12 protein-coding genes are annotated in these 15,878 nt (G+C 55.8%); all 12 read right to left on the reverse strand.

Translation table 11 applies throughout. From position 1 onward, the window contains the following. Positions 1-13: 13 nt before the first annotated feature. Positions 14-1,273, reverse strand: a complete 1,260-nt coding sequence (locus KP806_RS17745) for an acyltransferase (protein ID WP_224725060.1) — start codon at positions 1,271-1,273, stop codon at positions 14-16. A gap of 522 nt (positions 1,274-1,795) precedes the next feature. After that, the gene (locus KP806_RS17750) at positions 1,796-2,497 is read right to left on the reverse strand and encodes a copper homeostasis protein CutC (protein WP_224725061.1); all 702 of its coding nucleotides are present in this window, start codon (positions 2,495-2,497) and stop codon (positions 1,796-1,798) included. A 715-nt stretch (positions 2,498-3,212) separates the two neighbouring features. After that, entirely contained in the window at positions 3,213-3,965 is a 753-nt protein-coding gene (locus KP806_RS17755; RefSeq protein WP_224725062.1) for a YheC/YheD family protein, read from the reverse strand. A gap of 175 nt (positions 3,966-4,140) precedes the next feature. Continuing rightward, the gene (gene garD / locus KP806_RS17760; protein WP_224725063.1) at positions 4,141-5,679 is read right to left on the reverse strand and encodes a galactarate dehydratase; all 1,539 of its coding nucleotides are present in this window, start codon (positions 5,677-5,679) and stop codon (positions 4,141-4,143) included. Positions 5,680-5,710: 31 nt separating this feature from the next. Further along, positions 5,711-6,877 carry a glycerate kinase family protein gene (locus KP806_RS17765; RefSeq protein WP_224725064.1) on the reverse strand — a complete coding sequence of 389 codons (1,167 nt, stop codon included), beginning with the start codon at positions 6,875-6,877 and terminating at the stop codon, positions 5,711-5,713. A gap of 153 nt (positions 6,878-7,030) precedes the next feature. Continuing rightward, positions 7,031-7,915, reverse strand: coding sequence for a 2-hydroxy-3-oxopropionate reductase (gene garR / locus KP806_RS17770; protein ID WP_224725065.1), 885 nt, complete (start codon positions 7,913-7,915; stop codon positions 7,031-7,033). Positions 7,916-7,960: 45 nt separating this feature from the next. Then, on the reverse strand, positions 7,961-8,851 hold the full coding sequence (dapA, locus tag KP806_RS17775; protein ID WP_224725066.1) for a 4-hydroxy-tetrahydrodipicolinate synthase: 891 nt from the start codon (positions 8,849-8,851) through the stop codon (positions 7,961-7,963). Next, the gene (locus KP806_RS17780) at positions 8,832-9,977 is read right to left on the reverse strand and encodes a glycoside hydrolase family 88/105 protein (RefSeq protein ID WP_224725067.1); all 1,146 of its coding nucleotides are present in this window, start codon (positions 9,975-9,977) and stop codon (positions 8,832-8,834) included. Before KP806_RS17780 ends, dapA begins: the two co-directional genes overlap by 20 nt. Positions 9,978-10,014: 37 nt before the next feature. Continuing rightward, positions 10,015-12,261, reverse strand: coding sequence for an AraC family transcriptional regulator (locus KP806_RS17785; RefSeq protein WP_224725068.1), 2,247 nt, complete (start codon positions 12,259-12,261; stop codon positions 10,015-10,017). 79 nt (positions 12,262-12,340) lie between these two features. Beyond that, positions 12,341-13,876, reverse strand: a complete 1,536-nt coding sequence (locus KP806_RS17790; protein WP_224725069.1) for an extracellular solute-binding protein — start codon at positions 13,874-13,876, stop codon at positions 12,341-12,343. Between the two features lie 56 nt (positions 13,877-13,932). Then, positions 13,933-14,814, reverse strand: a complete 882-nt coding sequence (locus KP806_RS17795) for a carbohydrate ABC transporter permease (RefSeq protein WP_224725070.1) — start codon at positions 14,812-14,814, stop codon at positions 13,933-13,935. Positions 14,815-14,834: 20 nt separating this feature from the next. Then, positions 14,835-15,728 (reverse strand): ABC transporter permease, encoded by an 894-nt coding sequence (locus KP806_RS17800; protein WP_318153685.1) that lies wholly within the window; start codon positions 15,726-15,728, stop codon positions 14,835-14,837. Positions 15,729-15,878: the final 150 nt, after the last annotated feature.

Below are 15,878 nucleotides of genomic sequence, written 5' to 3' on the forward strand. Positions count from 1 at the left end.
AGGCTGCAGCGCTCTAACCCGTTTGTTCGCGGACGGACCTTTCCACTACAGAGCGGCCGGCACCCGTCTCCTTCGGTTTGCGGCGGCTTATCGGCCCGACCAGCCATCGCCCGTTCGGCAGCTTTGACAGAAGACTGGCCAAGCCGATCGCGCCTCCTACAACCAGAATAAACGTAAGCAGCGCCGCAGGCAGATGAGATCCGCTGAGCTGCATGGGCCGCGTTACCGCGCTCACCAGCATAAGCACGAATGCGTGAGCCAAAAATCCTCCGAACGAATGCCGCCCGATAAACAACAAAATGCGGCAGAGCGCACCTTTCCGCTTCTGCAGCAGCAGTGCGAGCCCGTACAGCAGCAGCAGCTGGGAGACGATGATCAAAAAAGTGGTAGGCTTCAAATAGTTGGAAACCTGTAAATTCATCCGCTCAGTCGAGAAGCGCAGTACATCGTAACCGAGCCAAATATACGCCCCGATGAACACGAAAGCCGCCCAACCCATCGCATTGGCCGCAAACGTTCGAAACCGGGCCAGGGCGAAGGCGCATACGCCGCCGATCAGGAAGTAGAAGATGTACATGACAAAATAATAAGAACGGTGCGTAATCAGCCCCGACCAAAAAGCGCCCGCAGTGGCGGCCCAGCCGGGCATTTTGTAGTAGGACAGCCACATAAGTGCGCCATACGCCAGTCCGAGCGCCAACGTCGCCCACGCAACGCGCTTGTATGATCCCCCTTCATGGGGATACAGACGCCCCCATGCCGATGGCATCGCCTTGGAAAACAGCGGGAACAATAAGTAAAACTGAAAAATCATAAGGATAAACCACAAATGATATCCGTTGGTCGGCCTTACCAGCTGCAGGAAGATCGTCGGCCAAGCCGACGGCTGCAGCAGCCTGGATCCGATAACCCCTTCCACCGCGATCCAGTAAATGACCGTCCAGCAGAGAAAAGGAACAAAAATATCGCCGAACCTTTTTCGAATAAAAGACCGGTAGTCCAGCTTGCCGCTGTAATTGTAAAACAGGATGAGACCGGACAGAAACACGAACGCCGGCGTGCCGAACCGGGTGAAATGAAACAGCATCGCCAGCATGATCGAGTCTGCGGGCATGATGTCCGGCCGATAAATATACTCCGCTATGCAGTGCTGAAGCGTCACCGCCAAAAAGGCAAACGCTCGAAGCAGCGTCACTTCATGGATCCGTTCTTTTTTCCGGCGTACCTCCGTTTCAGGCACCCACTCTTCGATTCCTTCTTGCAGATTGTTCATCGCTCTCCCTCTTTTCTTAAAAAGCAAAAGTTAGTCCTGATTGTACCGGACAAACATTAGGGGAAGATGAAATGGGGAAATGGAAAGTGTTTCTGTCGCAGGTTCGTTAGGAATGTGAGCCCTGAGTGAGTCCTAGGTGAGTGAGTCCTGAGCTAGTCCTGAGCTAGTCCCGAGCTAGTCCCGAGCTAACGAGCCCAGAACACGTAATTTGCTCCCAATAGAGCGATTTTGATTTCTTACGAACTGTGAACATGTTATTGCTCGAAAATCAGGGTTAATCCGCAGTTTTACACCTAATAACGATTATGGAGTTCCTTACAATTCAAAAAGCGGTCAGGTTGCCCATATAGAGATTGTGAGGTTCTTTATCGCAAAAAAGACAGCCGATCTTGCCGCACCGTAAGCTAAGGGGCAAGATCGGCTTCCGCAGGAGAATGACGAGGCGGTGGAACGAACACAGTTATCGTTATTTGCCCCTAATCGAACATGTCGAAGACTAACGGATGGCAGTACTGGAGATGTTCACGAAGAACAGCTGCCCGAACGCAAAGTGTGGGATAGTCCACGCAAGATCACCGGATCAATGGGCGACAAGGCGTCTTGGCCGATGCGCACAGCCGAACCGAAATGCACTTCGGTTACTCCCGTTTGCTCGATGAACGAAGTAATGCCTTGCGGCTTCAAACCGCTGCCGGCCAATATGGCGATGCGTCCTCCACGCGCCGCTTCGACCAATCGGCGCATAGCCGATATCGCCTCCATGGCCGAGCCCGGTCCGGCAGAGGTGAGCACCCGCGTAATTTGCGGATAGTTCTCCAGCGTCCGTAGACCCGCGATTTGGTCCTCCAGCTCATCGAACGCACGGTGAAACGTGACTTGCATGCCATTCGTTAACGGCAGCAAGGCTTCCAGCGCCCGTTCGTCGATCAGGCCATCCGGCGTCAGCGCGCCCAGTACGATTCCCGCAGCACCGCTTGCCTCTATTGCCTTTATCTCCTCTGCCATCGTCGAGATGTCATAGGACGAATAATGGAACGATCGGCTGTGCGGACGGACCATGACGTGAACGGGGATCTTCACCGCTTTGACAACTTGTCCGACCAGTCCGATTCCCGGCGTTAACCCGCCTTCCGTTATAGCGGTTATCAGCTCCAATCGGTCAGCCCCGCCAGCCTCCGCCGTTAATGCGTCCTCCATGCAAGTAGCGATAACCTCTAAAATCATAACGACGCACCTCTCTGCCGATATCAATGATGGCATTAATGATAAGAGCTCTTGGCACTTCTATCAATAGGAAAATAAGAAAACCATGATTAATGATCGCAATATTTGATCTCATTAATTGAACCTATTTAATAGAGCCTGAAGGCTCTGCTGCACTTTATACATCTGAACAACCTTCTTCCGTAACCAGCCGCCGCTCCGCTGCACCTTTTACAGCAGAATCCTCCAAGTTCGACCGATTCGAGCACCGTCAGGCTGATTCTGATGCAAAAGTGCAGGCTAGTAGCTCCAAAGCGCCTTCATGTAATGTTTCTGCTGCACTTTATACATCTGAACAACCTTCTTCCGTAACCAACCGCCGCTCCGCTGCACCTTTTACAGCAAAATCCCCCAAGTTCGGCCCTTTCGAGCACCGTCAGGCTGATTCTGATGCAAAAGTGCAGGCTAGTAGCTCCAAAGCGCCTTCATGTAAGGTTTCTGCTGCACTTTATACAGCAGAACAACCTTCTTCCGTAACCAACCGCCGCTCCGCTGTACTTTTTACAGCAGAATCCTCCAAGTTCGACCGATTCGAGCACCGTCAGGCTGATTCTGATGCAAAAGTGCAGGCTAGTAGCTCCAAAGCGCCTTCATGTAAGGTTTCTGCTGCACTTTATACAGCAGAAAGCGAAAGAAGCAGGCTGCCCTCAACGAACAGCCTGCTTCCTTCTGACCCCTATCTCTTTCTCCCATACTGCCTGGCATAAGACATAATGCGGCGGTACATGCTTTTGTCGCTCATATTTTTCAGCGGATAAACCGTAGGTCTGGTGTTCACCTCGAGAATCCAGGCGTTCCCTTTATCGTCCAGCGCTACGTCAAGTCCCAGCTCCCGAAAGCCTTTGGCATGCCGGTCGAATACGCGTCCGACGTCCTCGCCAAGCTTCTTCAGCTCCTGTTCCTTCCGCTTGACTGCGGCCTTGCCGAATCCCGCTCCGGAGAGCGTTTGCCAAAAATAACCCACCTCGCCGCCCTGATGGTAGTTCGTCGCGACCTTGCCCGGTCTGCCGATTTTCGTGCACATGGCCGTGCTCTTCCAGCTGCCGGCGTTCGATTTCTGCACCATGACGCGGATATCGAACGGCCGGCCTTTTACGGTTGCGAGACGGATGCCCTTCTGCAGCAGATAAGAGCGCTGCCGGGCGCGTTTATTCAAATGCCCATAGAGTGCGTCAAATGTCTTGAATCGTTTTTTCTCCGAATTGTGCTGCAGAGTATAACCGTCCGCCAGCTTTTTGATGCGTATAATATTGAAGCCGCCCGTTCCGCCCGTCGGTTTGAAAAACACCGTCGAATACCGGGAAAACATACGGCTAAGATTACTCCGGCTGTAAGTCAGCGTTTCGGGAATATATGTCCGTACTTTGCTTCCCAGCAGCCACTTCGTTTTTGTCCATTTGCTCTTGATGCTCGTACTTCGATAGCTCATTCCTGCCAACTCTCCTCTCTTCACTCTTCTAGCATATGATCGGCCGGCAAAGCCCGTACATGCTCCTGTCCAGCGGTTGAGAGATTAATAGAGACGTAGAGTTACACACCAATAGCTGCTTACCGCAAAAAAAATGACTCCCGCCAAACGCGGAAGTCATCATCCATCTATCCTGTCAAGTTACAGGAGCCGGATTAAACAGGTTCAGCGAATTGTGCAGGCCCCATTGATCCGCCCAGGTTTTTCTGCGGCCGCTCGCGACATCGAGGATCAGGCGGAACAGCTCCCAGCCTACCTCCTCAATCGTAGCTTCTCCCGTCGCGATCGTTCCGGCGTTCACGTCGATCAGATCATGCCACTGCTCGGCGAGCAGGCTGCGGGTCGCCACTTTAATGACCGGCACTACCGCAAGTCCGTAAGGCGTGCCTCTGCCGGTGGTGAACACTTCCATATTCGCTCCCGAAGCAAATTGCAGCGTGCCGCACACAAAATCGCTGGCAGGCGTAGCCGCGTACAGCAGACCTTTGCGGGTCGCCTTCTCGCCCGGGGCCAATACGCCCGCGATCGGACTGCTGCCCGATTTGACGACCGAGCCGAGCGACTTCTCGACGACATTGACCAGGCCGCCGAGCTTGTTTCCCGGCGACGGATTTGCGCTGCGGTCCGCCTCGCCTTTGTCGAGGTACCGGTCGTACCACTTCATCTCCCGGATCAAAGCTTGGCCAACCTCCCGGTCCACCGCGCGCGGCGTTAACAAATGCACCGCATCCCGCACTTCCGTTACCTCAGAGAACATCACCGTTGCGCCCGCCCGGACGAGCAGATCCGCCGCATAGCCTACCGCCGGATTCGCCGTGACGCCCGAGAAGGCGTCGCTGCCGCCGCACTGCAGCCCTACGACCAGCTCGGATGCCGGGCATACGACACGCCGCCGCGCATTCAGCTTGATCAGCTTTTCTTCCGCTAACGCCATAATCGTCTGAATCATGCTGCTGAACCCGTGATGATCCTGCAGCGTCACGATATCGCCGCCGCCTTCGGAAGGAATCAGCCTCTCCGGCACAAGCTTCTCGCAGCCCAGACCGACCACCAGCACCTCGCCGCCAAAATTCGGATTGGTCGCCATATTTGCAATCGTCCGGATCGGAATGACCGCATCGGGAGCACCGATGGCGACTCCGCAGCCGTAATGGTGAGTCAAGGCGACGACATCCTCGACATGCCCATACTTCGGAAGCAGCTCCTTTTTAATCCGGTTCACCGCATAATCCAGCACACCTGCCACACATTGGACGCTTGTTGTGATGCCGAGTATATTTTTTGTACCGACGCTGCCGTCCTCATTGCGGTATCCTTCAAACGTATATCCCTCCAGCGGCGGCAGCGGAGCCGGCACTTGATTCGCCACCTCCAGCTCATCCAGCAGAGGAGGCTCCGGCTGCCGGACGAGCTGCTCCTTCACCCAGCTGCCGGCAACAATCGGCTCCTCCGCGTAGCCGATGACTTCCCCGTAGCGGATGATCGGAAAGCCCTGCGGCAAATCGGTTAACGCGACCTTATGTCCCTGCGGGATGCCTTCCCGCAGCATCAGGCCGCAGGCAAAGCCAGTTCCGGCGGGCAATCCGCCGGAATTAACGATAATCGCCACATTGTCTCTGGCGTTCACCTTAATATATAAAGGCGCTTCCTGTCCGTTTAGTGCAAGCTCAGACATGACCCGGCTCTCCTTCCCGTTTGTCGTCCCCTCACATCTCATTCTGATTTTTCATTCTCGCTCCAAGCATTAGCGTCCGGATGATAGAAGCCGCCGCATGACGGATGAGAGCAGGCGCCTGCTTCATCGCCTCCTCCAGCGGCATAGGCCGCTGGACCGCGCCGATGACGGCATCCATCCCTTCCCCGTACAAGGCTTGCATGGCGGAAGCGTCCGGCGAAATGCCGCCTGACAGGCAGATGACCGGAACCTTATGCCTCTTGGCGATTCTCGCGATGCCGGCCGCGGCTTTGCCGTACCTCGTTTGAAGGTCGGTGTGCCCTTCGCCGGTCAGCACCAGATCCGCCTCCGACACCCGCTTCTCGAAATCGGCCGCTTCCAGGACAAGATCGATCCCCCGCTCCATTCTGGCGGATAAGAAGGCCATCAGGCCTCCGCCAAGGCCGCCGGCCGCCCCGGCGCCTGGAAGCTCCGCAATGTCCTTGCCCATGTCTCTGCTGATGATCCGGCTGAGATGAAGCAGTCCGCGGTCGAGCGCCGCGACCATCTCGGGCGTCGCCCCTTTTTGCGGGCCATAGACGGCGGCGGCGCCATTGTCGCCGCATAGCGGATTCGTCACGTCGCTGGCAATCACGCATTCACAGCCCTCGATGCGCGGGTCCAGCCCTTCAAGATCGATGGCGGCGATATGCTCCAGCTCGCCGCCGCCGTATCCGATTTCTCCGCCGTACTTGTCCGGAAACCGGACGCCGAGCGCCTGCGCCATCCCAACTCCTCCATCGTTCGTTGCGCTGCCGCCAAGGCCGATGATCAGCTTGCGGCAGCCCAGCCGCAGCGCTTCCTTGATCAGCTGCCCGGTTCCATAGGTCGTCGTAAGGATCGGGTTCAGCCGGTCCTGCGGAATCAAAGTCAGTCCCGAAGCGGATGCCGCCTCGATCACCGCGGTTCGCCCGTCGTCCAGCAGCCCGATTTCGGCCGTGACCGGATCGCCCAGCGGACCTCTGACCTGCACCTCATGAAGCCGGCCGCCGGCTCCGCGGACGATCGCTTGAACGGTGCCTTCTCCGCCGTCCGCAACCGCTATTTGCAGCACCTCGGCCTGCGGGCACGCTTCAAGAATTCCCTGCGTCATATATTCGGCCGCCTCATAGCTGTTCAGGCAGCCTTTGTACGAATCGGGCGCTACAATAATTTTCATACCGATCACCTCGCAGGAGCGGATTTTCTGCCCAAGCGTAAACAACGGCTGCCGCTGTGCACGAACCGTTAGCTGCGTCTTTGCGCAGCTCGGTGCTATGACGTCCTTTGGCGGCAAAAGCCGTTTCGCGATTTTGAGAGTAACGCCCCAGCGTCATCTGCTCACTTCTACCCGGGCCAGCTGCTCATAGTAGCGGATCAGGCCCCCATGGTCGCTGGCTCCCAGCCCGTCTTCCTCAAGCTTCCGCATCATCTCCAAGACAGTGGAGGTCAGCGGAAGCGGGATGTCATATTGCTGCGATGTAGCCAGCACGTTACCGAGATCCTTCTTGTGCAGCTCGATCCGGAAGCCGGGCTCGAACCTGCGGTCCAGCACGAGCGGGACCTTCGCATCCAGCACGGCGCTTCCGGCCAGGCCGCCGCGGATCGCTTCGTACACCAGCTCCGGCTCCACGCCCGCCTTGGCCGCCAGTACCATAGCCTCCGACATCGCCGCCAGGTTAATGCCCACGATAATCTGATTGGCCAGCTTCGTCACGTTGCCGGCCCCGATGCCGCCTGTCCGTACGACGGATGAAGCCATCGCCAGCAGCACGTCGCGGCATTGTTCGAAAATGTCCTGCTCCCCTCCGACCATGACGGACAACGTGCCCGCAATCGCTTTCGGCTCCCCGCCGCTGACCGGAGCGTCCAGCATGCGAACGCCCTTCTCGGCCAGCGTGCGCGCGACCTCCTGACTGGCGAGCGGCGCAATCGAGCTCATGTCGATCACGATGGAGCCCGCTTTTGCCCCCTCTATGACGCCGTCCTTCCCCAGAATAACTTCCTTCACCTGCGGAGAGTCGGGCAGCATCGTAATGATCAGATCCGCCTGCTCCGCAACCGCTTTGGGCGTATCGGCCAGCGCGGCGCCGGCCGCCGCCAGCTCACCCGAGCTTTTGCTCGTCGACAAAACAATGAGCTCGTAACCCGCCTTCAGCAGATTTTTGCTCATCGGCTTGCCCATAATGCCTAGTCCGATAAAACCGATTTTTTTCATCCTTGCGCCTCCTGCCCTTATCTCACATCATCCGGACCGCAGCCCTCAAAGAACGCCCATCTCCTGCAAAATCCCTTTCAGCTTGCCGCGGTTCTCGCCGGTACAAGCCGTGTTCGGCAAAATCGGCTCGCCGACAGGCAGCCCCATAAGCTGCATCGCTTCCTTGGTCACGACGGGAAAGCTCGCCAAATTAAACGCCATGCGGAGCGGAGCCAGCGTAAACTGCGCCTCCAGCGCGCCCGCCAAATCCCCTGCTTTGAACTTGTTGTAGATGTCCACGACAAGCGACGGCACAATATTCGCGGTGGATGCGACGCAGCCGGCCGCGCCGTAGGCAAGAGAGCCCAAAATCATAACATCCCGCCCCGCCATAACGCGGAAATTCTTATGTCTAGTGGTCCGGATATATTCCGCGGTCAAGGTCAAATCCCCGCTGCTGTCCTTAATCCCGGCGATGTTCGGAATATCGCTGAGCCGCCCGAGCAGCCTGACCGAAATGTTGTTGCCGACCCGGTCCGGGTTATTATAGAGCAGAACCGGCAGCGAGGTTGCCTCGGCTATCGCCGCGAAATGGCGGTATAGCTCCTCCTCCGAGGGCGTCAGAAACATCGGCGGCAGCACCGTCAGCGCCTGTACGCCAAGCCGCTCCCCCATCCGGGCCAGCTTCACGCATTCCTTCGTCGTAATCGCGCCGATCCCCATATAGACGGGCACCCGGCCGGCCGTCTGATCAAGCGTGATGGCAACGGCCCGCTCCTGCCGCTCATGATCCAGTCCGTAAAATTCCCCGTTGCTGCCAAGCGACAGCAGACCGTGCACCCCGCCGGCAAGCACGTAATCGACGACCGTGCGCAGCCCCTGCTCATCCACGTTTTCCTCCGCGTCCACCGGCGTCACCAGCGGCGGAATGACCCCGTTAATCCAGCTTGCGTCCATTTGCAGCGCTCCCTCCCGTCAACGATTCCGACAATAATCCGATTTCATTTAAAGCCATAATTAGCGGAGCGACGCCATGCCCGTTATTGTCCACGACAGCCTCTCCGAATAGATAATAAACCAGGCTGCCGTCGCGCATTTCGCCCGTTTCCGGCTTCCTCCCGAGACCGGCGCTGCGGCAAATGCCGCCGAGCAGCACCTCTCCATCCTCTTCGCGCAAATAACGGGCTATCGTGCCGTTAAAAGCATCGATGCCGTACGTTCTATATTCTGAAGGCAGATACCCCAGCCGCACGCCCTTTAAGATCGAATAGGCCAGCATAAGCGTCCCGCTTGTCTCCAGGTAGTTGCCCGGAACGTCCGGCTCGTCGACGACTTGATACCACATCCCGGAGCTGTGCCTGTGCGGCAGCATGTCGTCGGCAAGCTCCTTGAGATAGACGCGCAGCTCGCCGGCGTCTGCCGGCTCTCCTTCCAGCAGCTCCAGCACGTCGACAAGCGCCATGGCGAACCAGCCGACCGCCCGCAGCCATACGTTCGGCGACTGCCCCGTCCTGCTGTCGCTCCAGAAGATTGCGCGGCTCTCGTCGTAAGCGTGGCTGTACAGCCGCTTTTCCTCATGATAAATAAACTCGCGGACATTGCGGAACTGCTGCAGCGTATCGGAATAATCCTTATGCTCTGCGAATTGCTTGACATACTGTACCAGAAACGGCTGCCCCATATATAAGCCGTCCAGCCACACCTGGGAAGGATAGTTCTCCTTATGCCAGAACGAGCCGGCATTCGTCCGCGGATACACAGACAGCTGCCCGTAGAGGCTGTCGAGTATTTTTTGGTACCGCGGATCCCGCTCTCTCTGCCACAGCGGGAACAGGCAGGCCGCCATCCGGATTTGATCGATGTTGAAGCTTTCGAGCCGAATGCCTGGAATGTCGCCGTTCGCGTCGAACAGCCGGTCGATAAACGACTTGACGAAGCCGTATTCCCGCTCGTCTCCGCTTTGCTCGCAGCTGTCCAGATACGCCTTCAAAATACAGCCCTCGATATAGTGCCACCTGGCCGAGAACCACTTCGTGTCCGTTCTGTACTGCTCCTTCAACTTTCCTGCCAGCTCCATGCTCATGCTCAGCATCTCCCCGTTTCCGTTCGTTGTATTGCAGCTATTGCGCACGGGCGTGCGCCTCCCGGTATTGTCCCGGCGTCATGCCCTCCGCTTTGCGGAACGTGCGGATAAATCCGGTTGAATTCGTATAGTTGAGCCGCTCCGCAATTTCCGTAATTTTCAGGTTGCTGTCCCGAAGCCACAGCTTGGCCATATTCATGCGATAGTTCGTCAAATAATCGATAAACGTCATGCCCATCTCTTTTTTGAACACCCGGCTCAAGTAAACCGGATGGAAGCGGAACTGCTCCGCGCACATTTCGAGCGTAATGTCCTGGTCGTATTTCTCCTGAATCAGCTCGACCATCGACTGGGCGATGTTAATGTACTGCGAATCGATCCGGCTTTGCAGAAAAGCCAGCGCGGGCGGCAGCAGCTGCGTCTTGAACCATGCCAAAATTTCCTCGGCCGTATGCAGCTTCATGAAGCGCAGCGCAACCGATTTGCTTCCGACCAGCCCGTCCAGCGTTCCGCCCTGCTGCTGCACCAGCTGATAAATTTTCGAGACGAGCTGCAGCATCAAAATTTGAAAATCGTTAAACGAAACGTTTTTTTGCAAAAGAGCCGCCGTATACTGGTTGAAATAGTCATAGGTCGAGGCGGCTTCGCCCGTTTTGAGCCCTTCCAGCAAACAGTCCTCGAAATGCTGCCAGGAGGCGGCGGGCTGAACGCTGCTCCGGCCTGCCGTATCAATGTCCTCGTAATGGAGCAGAAGCTGGAAGCCAAGGCTGATTCTCCGTTTAAGCGCTTCCAGCGCTTCCGAATACGCATCCATCGCATCCGTATATTTGTGGAAGGGACGGCTGATGCCGATGCTGATTTTCAGCTGCAGCAGCTCCTTCACCTTCGACTCGATCAGCTCAGCCATTTCGTAAAAATAGCTTTTCAGCTCGTCCGGATCGTCCGACTGGCCAAGCAGCAGCGTCACCTGCGACTGGTCCAGCAGCAGATGGCCCAGCATGCTGTCGCGGGGAAGCAGCTCGCCTACGATGTTATTGATCGCGAACAGCAGCAGCTCCTTCTCGTCGTCATCGTAGCGGGTGCCCTCCAGCGAATCGATTTGCAGGGCGAGTACGCCAAGCGCCTTGCCTTTCTCTCCGAAGCCGTACGTTTCGTACTTGTAGGCAAATTCGCTCTCCGACACCTGTCCCATCAGCAGCTTCATCAGGAAAAAGTCCTTCACCTGGCCGCGCTGCGCCTTCAGCTGCCGCTGAAGCTCGTTGCTCGTGCTGAACAGCGAAGAGAAACGTTCCTCTATCATCGCAAATTCATCGCTTTTTTGGCCTCCGGCACCTTCAATGCCCAGCTGCTTCGTCATATTAAACAGCTTGTGAATCGGCCTGTACATCCGTCGTGTTCCGTAAAAGGCGACGCAAGCCAGGAGCACCAAAATAATGATGCAGGCATTCAGCGTAATAAATGCAATCTTCTTCGTTTCCTTTGTAATCGCTTTCAAAGAGACGGTAGATGCGTAGGTCCATCCGTTATAAGCCGACGCCCGGTAATTGACGGCCATCCCCGCCGCTTCGAAGCGGCCTGTCCCTTCCGCCTCCGTCTGCAGCTTGCTGACGACGGCCGGCTGCACCGGCTCCGTGCCGGCGCTGGACAGGAACGGCTCTCCCTTCCGGTTCAGCACGTAGATGCTGCCGAGCTGCGCATTTTGCGTCAAATTCGTCAGCAGCGCATCCTTCGACAGGTCGATCAGGAGCAGCGCTTTATGCCTTGTGCCCGAAGCAATCATCGGCAGCTTGATAACAAGCTGAATCGTGTCCTGCCCGCCTAAGCCGCCGCCGGCCGTCCAGAACAAATGCTGAGGCTGATTGGCGTATTCTCCAACAAGCTCCGGACTGATGAGCTCTTTCCCTTTCGCAAAGCCCAAGCTGCTGATCATCCAGTTATGGTCCAGATTGATAAGCCTCGTTTCGGCCACGCCTTCCAGGGAATGAAGATTGTACAAGCCCTTCGAGAGCGAATTGATTACCTGAAAATCCTCATTATCCAAATCGTCGTACAAATTATCGCTTACAAGCGACGAGCTGCTGTATTGCACAGCCCCCATCTCTGCATTTTTTAACACCTGCTCTATTCTCATCTGGTTTTGCATCAAAATTTGGGCATTTCCGTCATTGACCTTCTCCCCGATGTCCCGTGAGGCAATATAGTAGGAAATGAGACCGATGGAAGCAACCGAAACGGTGGTTAGCAGCAGCGAGAACACAAGCAATCGATACAAGTATTTAGGCAACGTCGACCTCTCCTTCCTAATTACCATTATATCAGAGCTTGCCCGGTTATCGCCGCCGCCCGGTTGTGTGCGGGTGAATTTATTGCTTTTGCTTCGCGTAAGCGGCCGTATACTCCTCAATTACCTTATCGCCGCCCGCCTTTTTCCAGTTCTCGACCTCGGCCTGCCAGCCGGCTTCATCGATTTTGCCCATAATAAACTTCGTTTGGGCGTCGCGAATGAGCGTATCCAGCTCTCCGCCCCTCTCCAGATAAGTAGGGGAGCTTAGCGTCAGCGCGATATTCGGCACGACATTCGGCAAATTGCCGGCGACAACCTTCCAGCCCTTCTCCTGCAGCGGCGATAATTTCAGCGGCAAGCCCTGTCCGGTTACCTCGAACGAAGGCAGACTGTCGCGATATGGCTTGACCTCCAGATTAAAGACCGACAAATCGATAAATTCGGCTTTTCCGTCGTCCGTCTTCTTATGATGCTTGCCCTCAAAGCCGCGTGTCAGCAAGGTGGACATTTCCGGATCGAGCAGCTTGTCGAAGAAGCCCAGCAGCTGCTTAAGCTCTTCCTCCGACGCCACGCTCGATTTCGGGAAGACGAAAAAGCCGTTGTTTCCAGGCTCCGCCGGCACGCGGTTGCCGAACGGTCCGATATACGGCTCCACATCGACAATGGAGTCGGGCACCGCTTTTTTCAGGTTGTCGTGGGAGGTGGCGGCGGCCGAAGCTACCGTATTCACGCGGATGCCCGCCTGGCCCGCATTCCATTTATTGTCCGCATCCGCACTCTGGACGACGGAAAAATCCTGGTTGATCAGTTTCTCCGCGTACAATTGGCGAAGCAGCTTCATTGCGTTCAAATAAGGCGTCGTCATAAATTCCGGAGTCAGCTTGCCGTTCTCCTCGCCCCATTTATTCGGCGCCCCCTGCGACACGGCAAGCCGGGTCAGAAACGTATTGCTGGCGGCGGGGTCGTTAAAGGATTTGTCCAAAAACATGCCGTATGTGTCCTGAGCGCCATTTTTGTCCGGGTCCTTCTCGGCGATCGTCTTCATCACGTTGTACCAGTCATCCAGCGTCACCGGCAGCTTCAGGCCCAGCTCGTCGAACCAGTCCTTCCGGTAGACAAGCCCTGCACGCCCCGTATCCCGGTACAGCGGCAGCCCGTACAATTTGCCGTCCACTTTGATGTTGTCATAATAGTAATCGTCGAGCGCCGACAGATTTTTGTAGTCGTCCAGCAGCGGCCCGATTTCCCAGAACAGGCCGGATTGGATGGCGGCCAGCGTCGTCGCGTTTGACGTGATTTTGAAGGCTTTGGGCATATCGCTCGAAGCGATCATAATATTTTTCTTATCTTCGAAAGCGGCGGCCGGAATCCATTGAATGTCGATCTTGGAATTCGTATATTTCTCAATGGCAAGCTCCACCTCGCTGTCCTTCTTCGGTGCTTCGCCGACCTGAGGCGTGGCGATCGTAACGGTGAGAGGCTTATTGCCGTCCTGCTGTGCCGGCTCGTCCGTCCCTGTCCCCGTCTCCGGGCTGCCTCCACCTGCGCATCCCGTCAGAACAACTGCAGCTGTCAGCAAGGAAACGGACCCCTTCATAAAGCGCTTACGAAACATAGCGAATTCCCCCTCCGATTAGTTGAAAAACAGGCTTCCCATTGTTCAAGCAGCCGTCAGCCCTTCACGGAGCCGAGCAGCACGCCTTTGGCGAAATGCTTTTGCAGAAACGGATATACCAGCACGATCGGCAGCGTCGCCACCACAATCGAAGCCATCCGGATCGTCTGCGGCAAATAGTCGGTCGGATCCTGCTGCGAAGTCGTATCGCCGATCTGGTCCTGCGACAGCAGCACGATTTGCCTCAAGATAACCTGAACCGGAAACTTCTCCGAATCGTTGATGTACATAACGGCGTTAAAGAACGTATTCCAATGGCCGACGGCGTAGAAAAGCCCGAATGTCGCCATCGCCGGCATCGACAAGGGCAGAACGATACGGAACAGGACGCCCAGATCGCCTGCGCCATCGATTTTCGCAGAATCCTCCAGACTGTCCGGAATTTGCTGAAAGAAGTTTTTGAGGACAATCAGGTTAAACGCGCTGATCGCCGTCGGAACCATGAGCGACCAATACGTATTGATCATGCCAAACGCCTTCACGACAAAATAAGTCGGGATAATGCCGCCGCTGAACAGCATCGTCACCAGGATCATCAGCATAAACAGACGTCTTCCTCGAAGTCCCGGCTTGGCCAGCGGGTACGCGGTAAGCGAGGTCAAGACCAGGTTAATAAACGTGCCGACAACGGTTACATAAATCGAAATGCCGATCCCTTTGAACATCGTATCCGTCGAGAAAATGTATTTATAGGCTCCGAGGGTAAATTCAGTCGGGAATAAGAGCAGCCCGCCTTTCGCAACCTCCGCAGGGGCGGCGAACGATACGGCCACGATATAAAGAAACGGAACGATCGTAACGACCGAAACAAGAATCAGCAGCGAATAATTAATCGTATTAAACAGCCGGTTGCTCCAATGCTTCTGTTCCGCGAGCATAGCGGCACCTCCTGACGCTTCTAGTAAATGCCTTCTTCGCCGAACTTCTTCGCCGCCCAGTTGGCCCCGAGCACCAGCACGAGCCCGACGAGCGATTTGAACAGCCCGACTGCGGCGCTGTAGCTGTATTGCCCCTGCGTCAAGCCCTTCATGTAAACGTACGTATCGAACACTTCGCCGACTTCCCGGTTCATCGAATTCAGCATCAGGAAGATGTGCTCAAACCCCGTATCCAGAAAAGAGCCCAGCCGCAAAATAAACAAAATGACGATTGTGCTGCGAATGGCCGGAAGCGTAATATGCCAAAGCTGGCGCCAGCGCCCCGCCCCGTCCATGCGTGCCGCCTCGTAAAGCTGAAGGTCGACGCCGGCAAGCGCCGCGAGGAAAATAATCGTGCCCCAGCCCGCTTCCTTCCAGATCGACTGGCTGACAATCATCGTCCGGAACCAGTCTTCGCTGAGCATAAACGGAATTTTCTCGAAGCCCAGCTTCGCAATAAACTCGTTTACGATGCCGCCTTCGGTTGTAAACAAAATGTAGAAAATGCCGACCGCTACAACCCATGATACAAAATGCGGCAAATAAAGCAACGTCTGAGCGAACCGCTTGAACAGCTTTTGGCGGACTTCGTTCAGCATCAGCGCCAATATAATGGGCAGCGGGAAGAAAAATACCAAATTATAAATCGCTAACAAAATCGTATTGCGGAACAGCGTCCAAAACTGCGGCTCGGTAAAAAAGCGTTCAAAATGCTTGAATCCCGCCCAGGGGCTGTTCAAAAACCCCAAATGCGGCTGGTAATTTTCGAACGCCATCATCAGCCCGAGCATCGGTACATATTTGAAAACAACAAAGTACAACATGCCCGGCAAAAGAATCAAATACAGCCATCGATCCCGGATTATATCCTTCATAAGCAGCGATTGTTTTACCGACTTCAGCTTATGATCGGGATGCAACCGGACTGCCTGCTGCCCCTTCATCCGTTCCCCTCCTCCGCTTGTATTCCTGTGTGGATCGATCACACCCCAACTATATATGCCGGGGCTGCAACAGGCAATCGT

The organism is Paenibacillus vietnamensis (assembly GCF_020169515.1).
In the GTDB taxonomy this organism is placed as follows: Bacteria; Bacillota; Bacilli; order Paenibacillales; family Paenibacillaceae; genus Pristimantibacillus; species Pristimantibacillus vietnamensis.

Coding starts and splice junctions, on each gene's coding strand:
- KP806_RS17745 (WP_224725060.1), bottom strand. CDS start 1,273: ATGAACAATCTGCAAGAAGGAATCGAAGAGTGGGTGCCTGAAACGGAG.
- KP806_RS17750 (WP_224725061.1), bottom strand. CDS start 2,497: ATGATTTTAGAGGTTATCGCTACTTGCATGGAGGACGCATTAACGGCG.
- KP806_RS17755 (WP_224725062.1), bottom strand. CDS start 3,965: ATGAGCTATCGAAGTACGAGCATCAAGAGCAAATGGACAAAAACGAAG.
- garD (WP_224725063.1), bottom strand. CDS start 5,679: ATGTCTGAGCTTGCACTAAACGGACAGGAAGCGCCTTTATATATTAAG.
- KP806_RS17765 (WP_224725064.1), bottom strand. CDS start 6,877: ATGAAAATTATTGTAGCGCCCGATTCGTACAAAGGCTGCCTGAACAGC.
- garR (WP_224725065.1), bottom strand. CDS start 7,915: ATGAAAAAAATCGGTTTTATCGGACTAGGCATTATGGGCAAGCCGATG.
- dapA (WP_224725066.1), bottom strand. CDS start 8,851: ATGGACGCAAGCTGGATTAACGGGGTCATTCCGCCGCTGGTGACGCCG.
- KP806_RS17780 (WP_224725067.1), bottom strand. CDS start 9,977: ATGAGCATGGAGCTGGCAGGAAAGTTGAAGGAGCAGTACAGAACGGAC.
- KP806_RS17790 (WP_224725069.1), bottom strand. CDS start 13,876: ATGTTTCGTAAGCGCTTTATGAAGGGGTCCGTTTCCTTGCTGACAGCT.
- KP806_RS17795 (WP_224725070.1), bottom strand. CDS start 14,814: ATGCTCGCGGAACAGAAGCATTGGAGCAACCGGCTGTTTAATACGATT.
- KP806_RS17800 (WP_318153685.1), bottom strand. CDS start 15,728: ATGAAGGATATAATCCGGGATCGATGGCTGTATTTGATTCTTTTGCCG.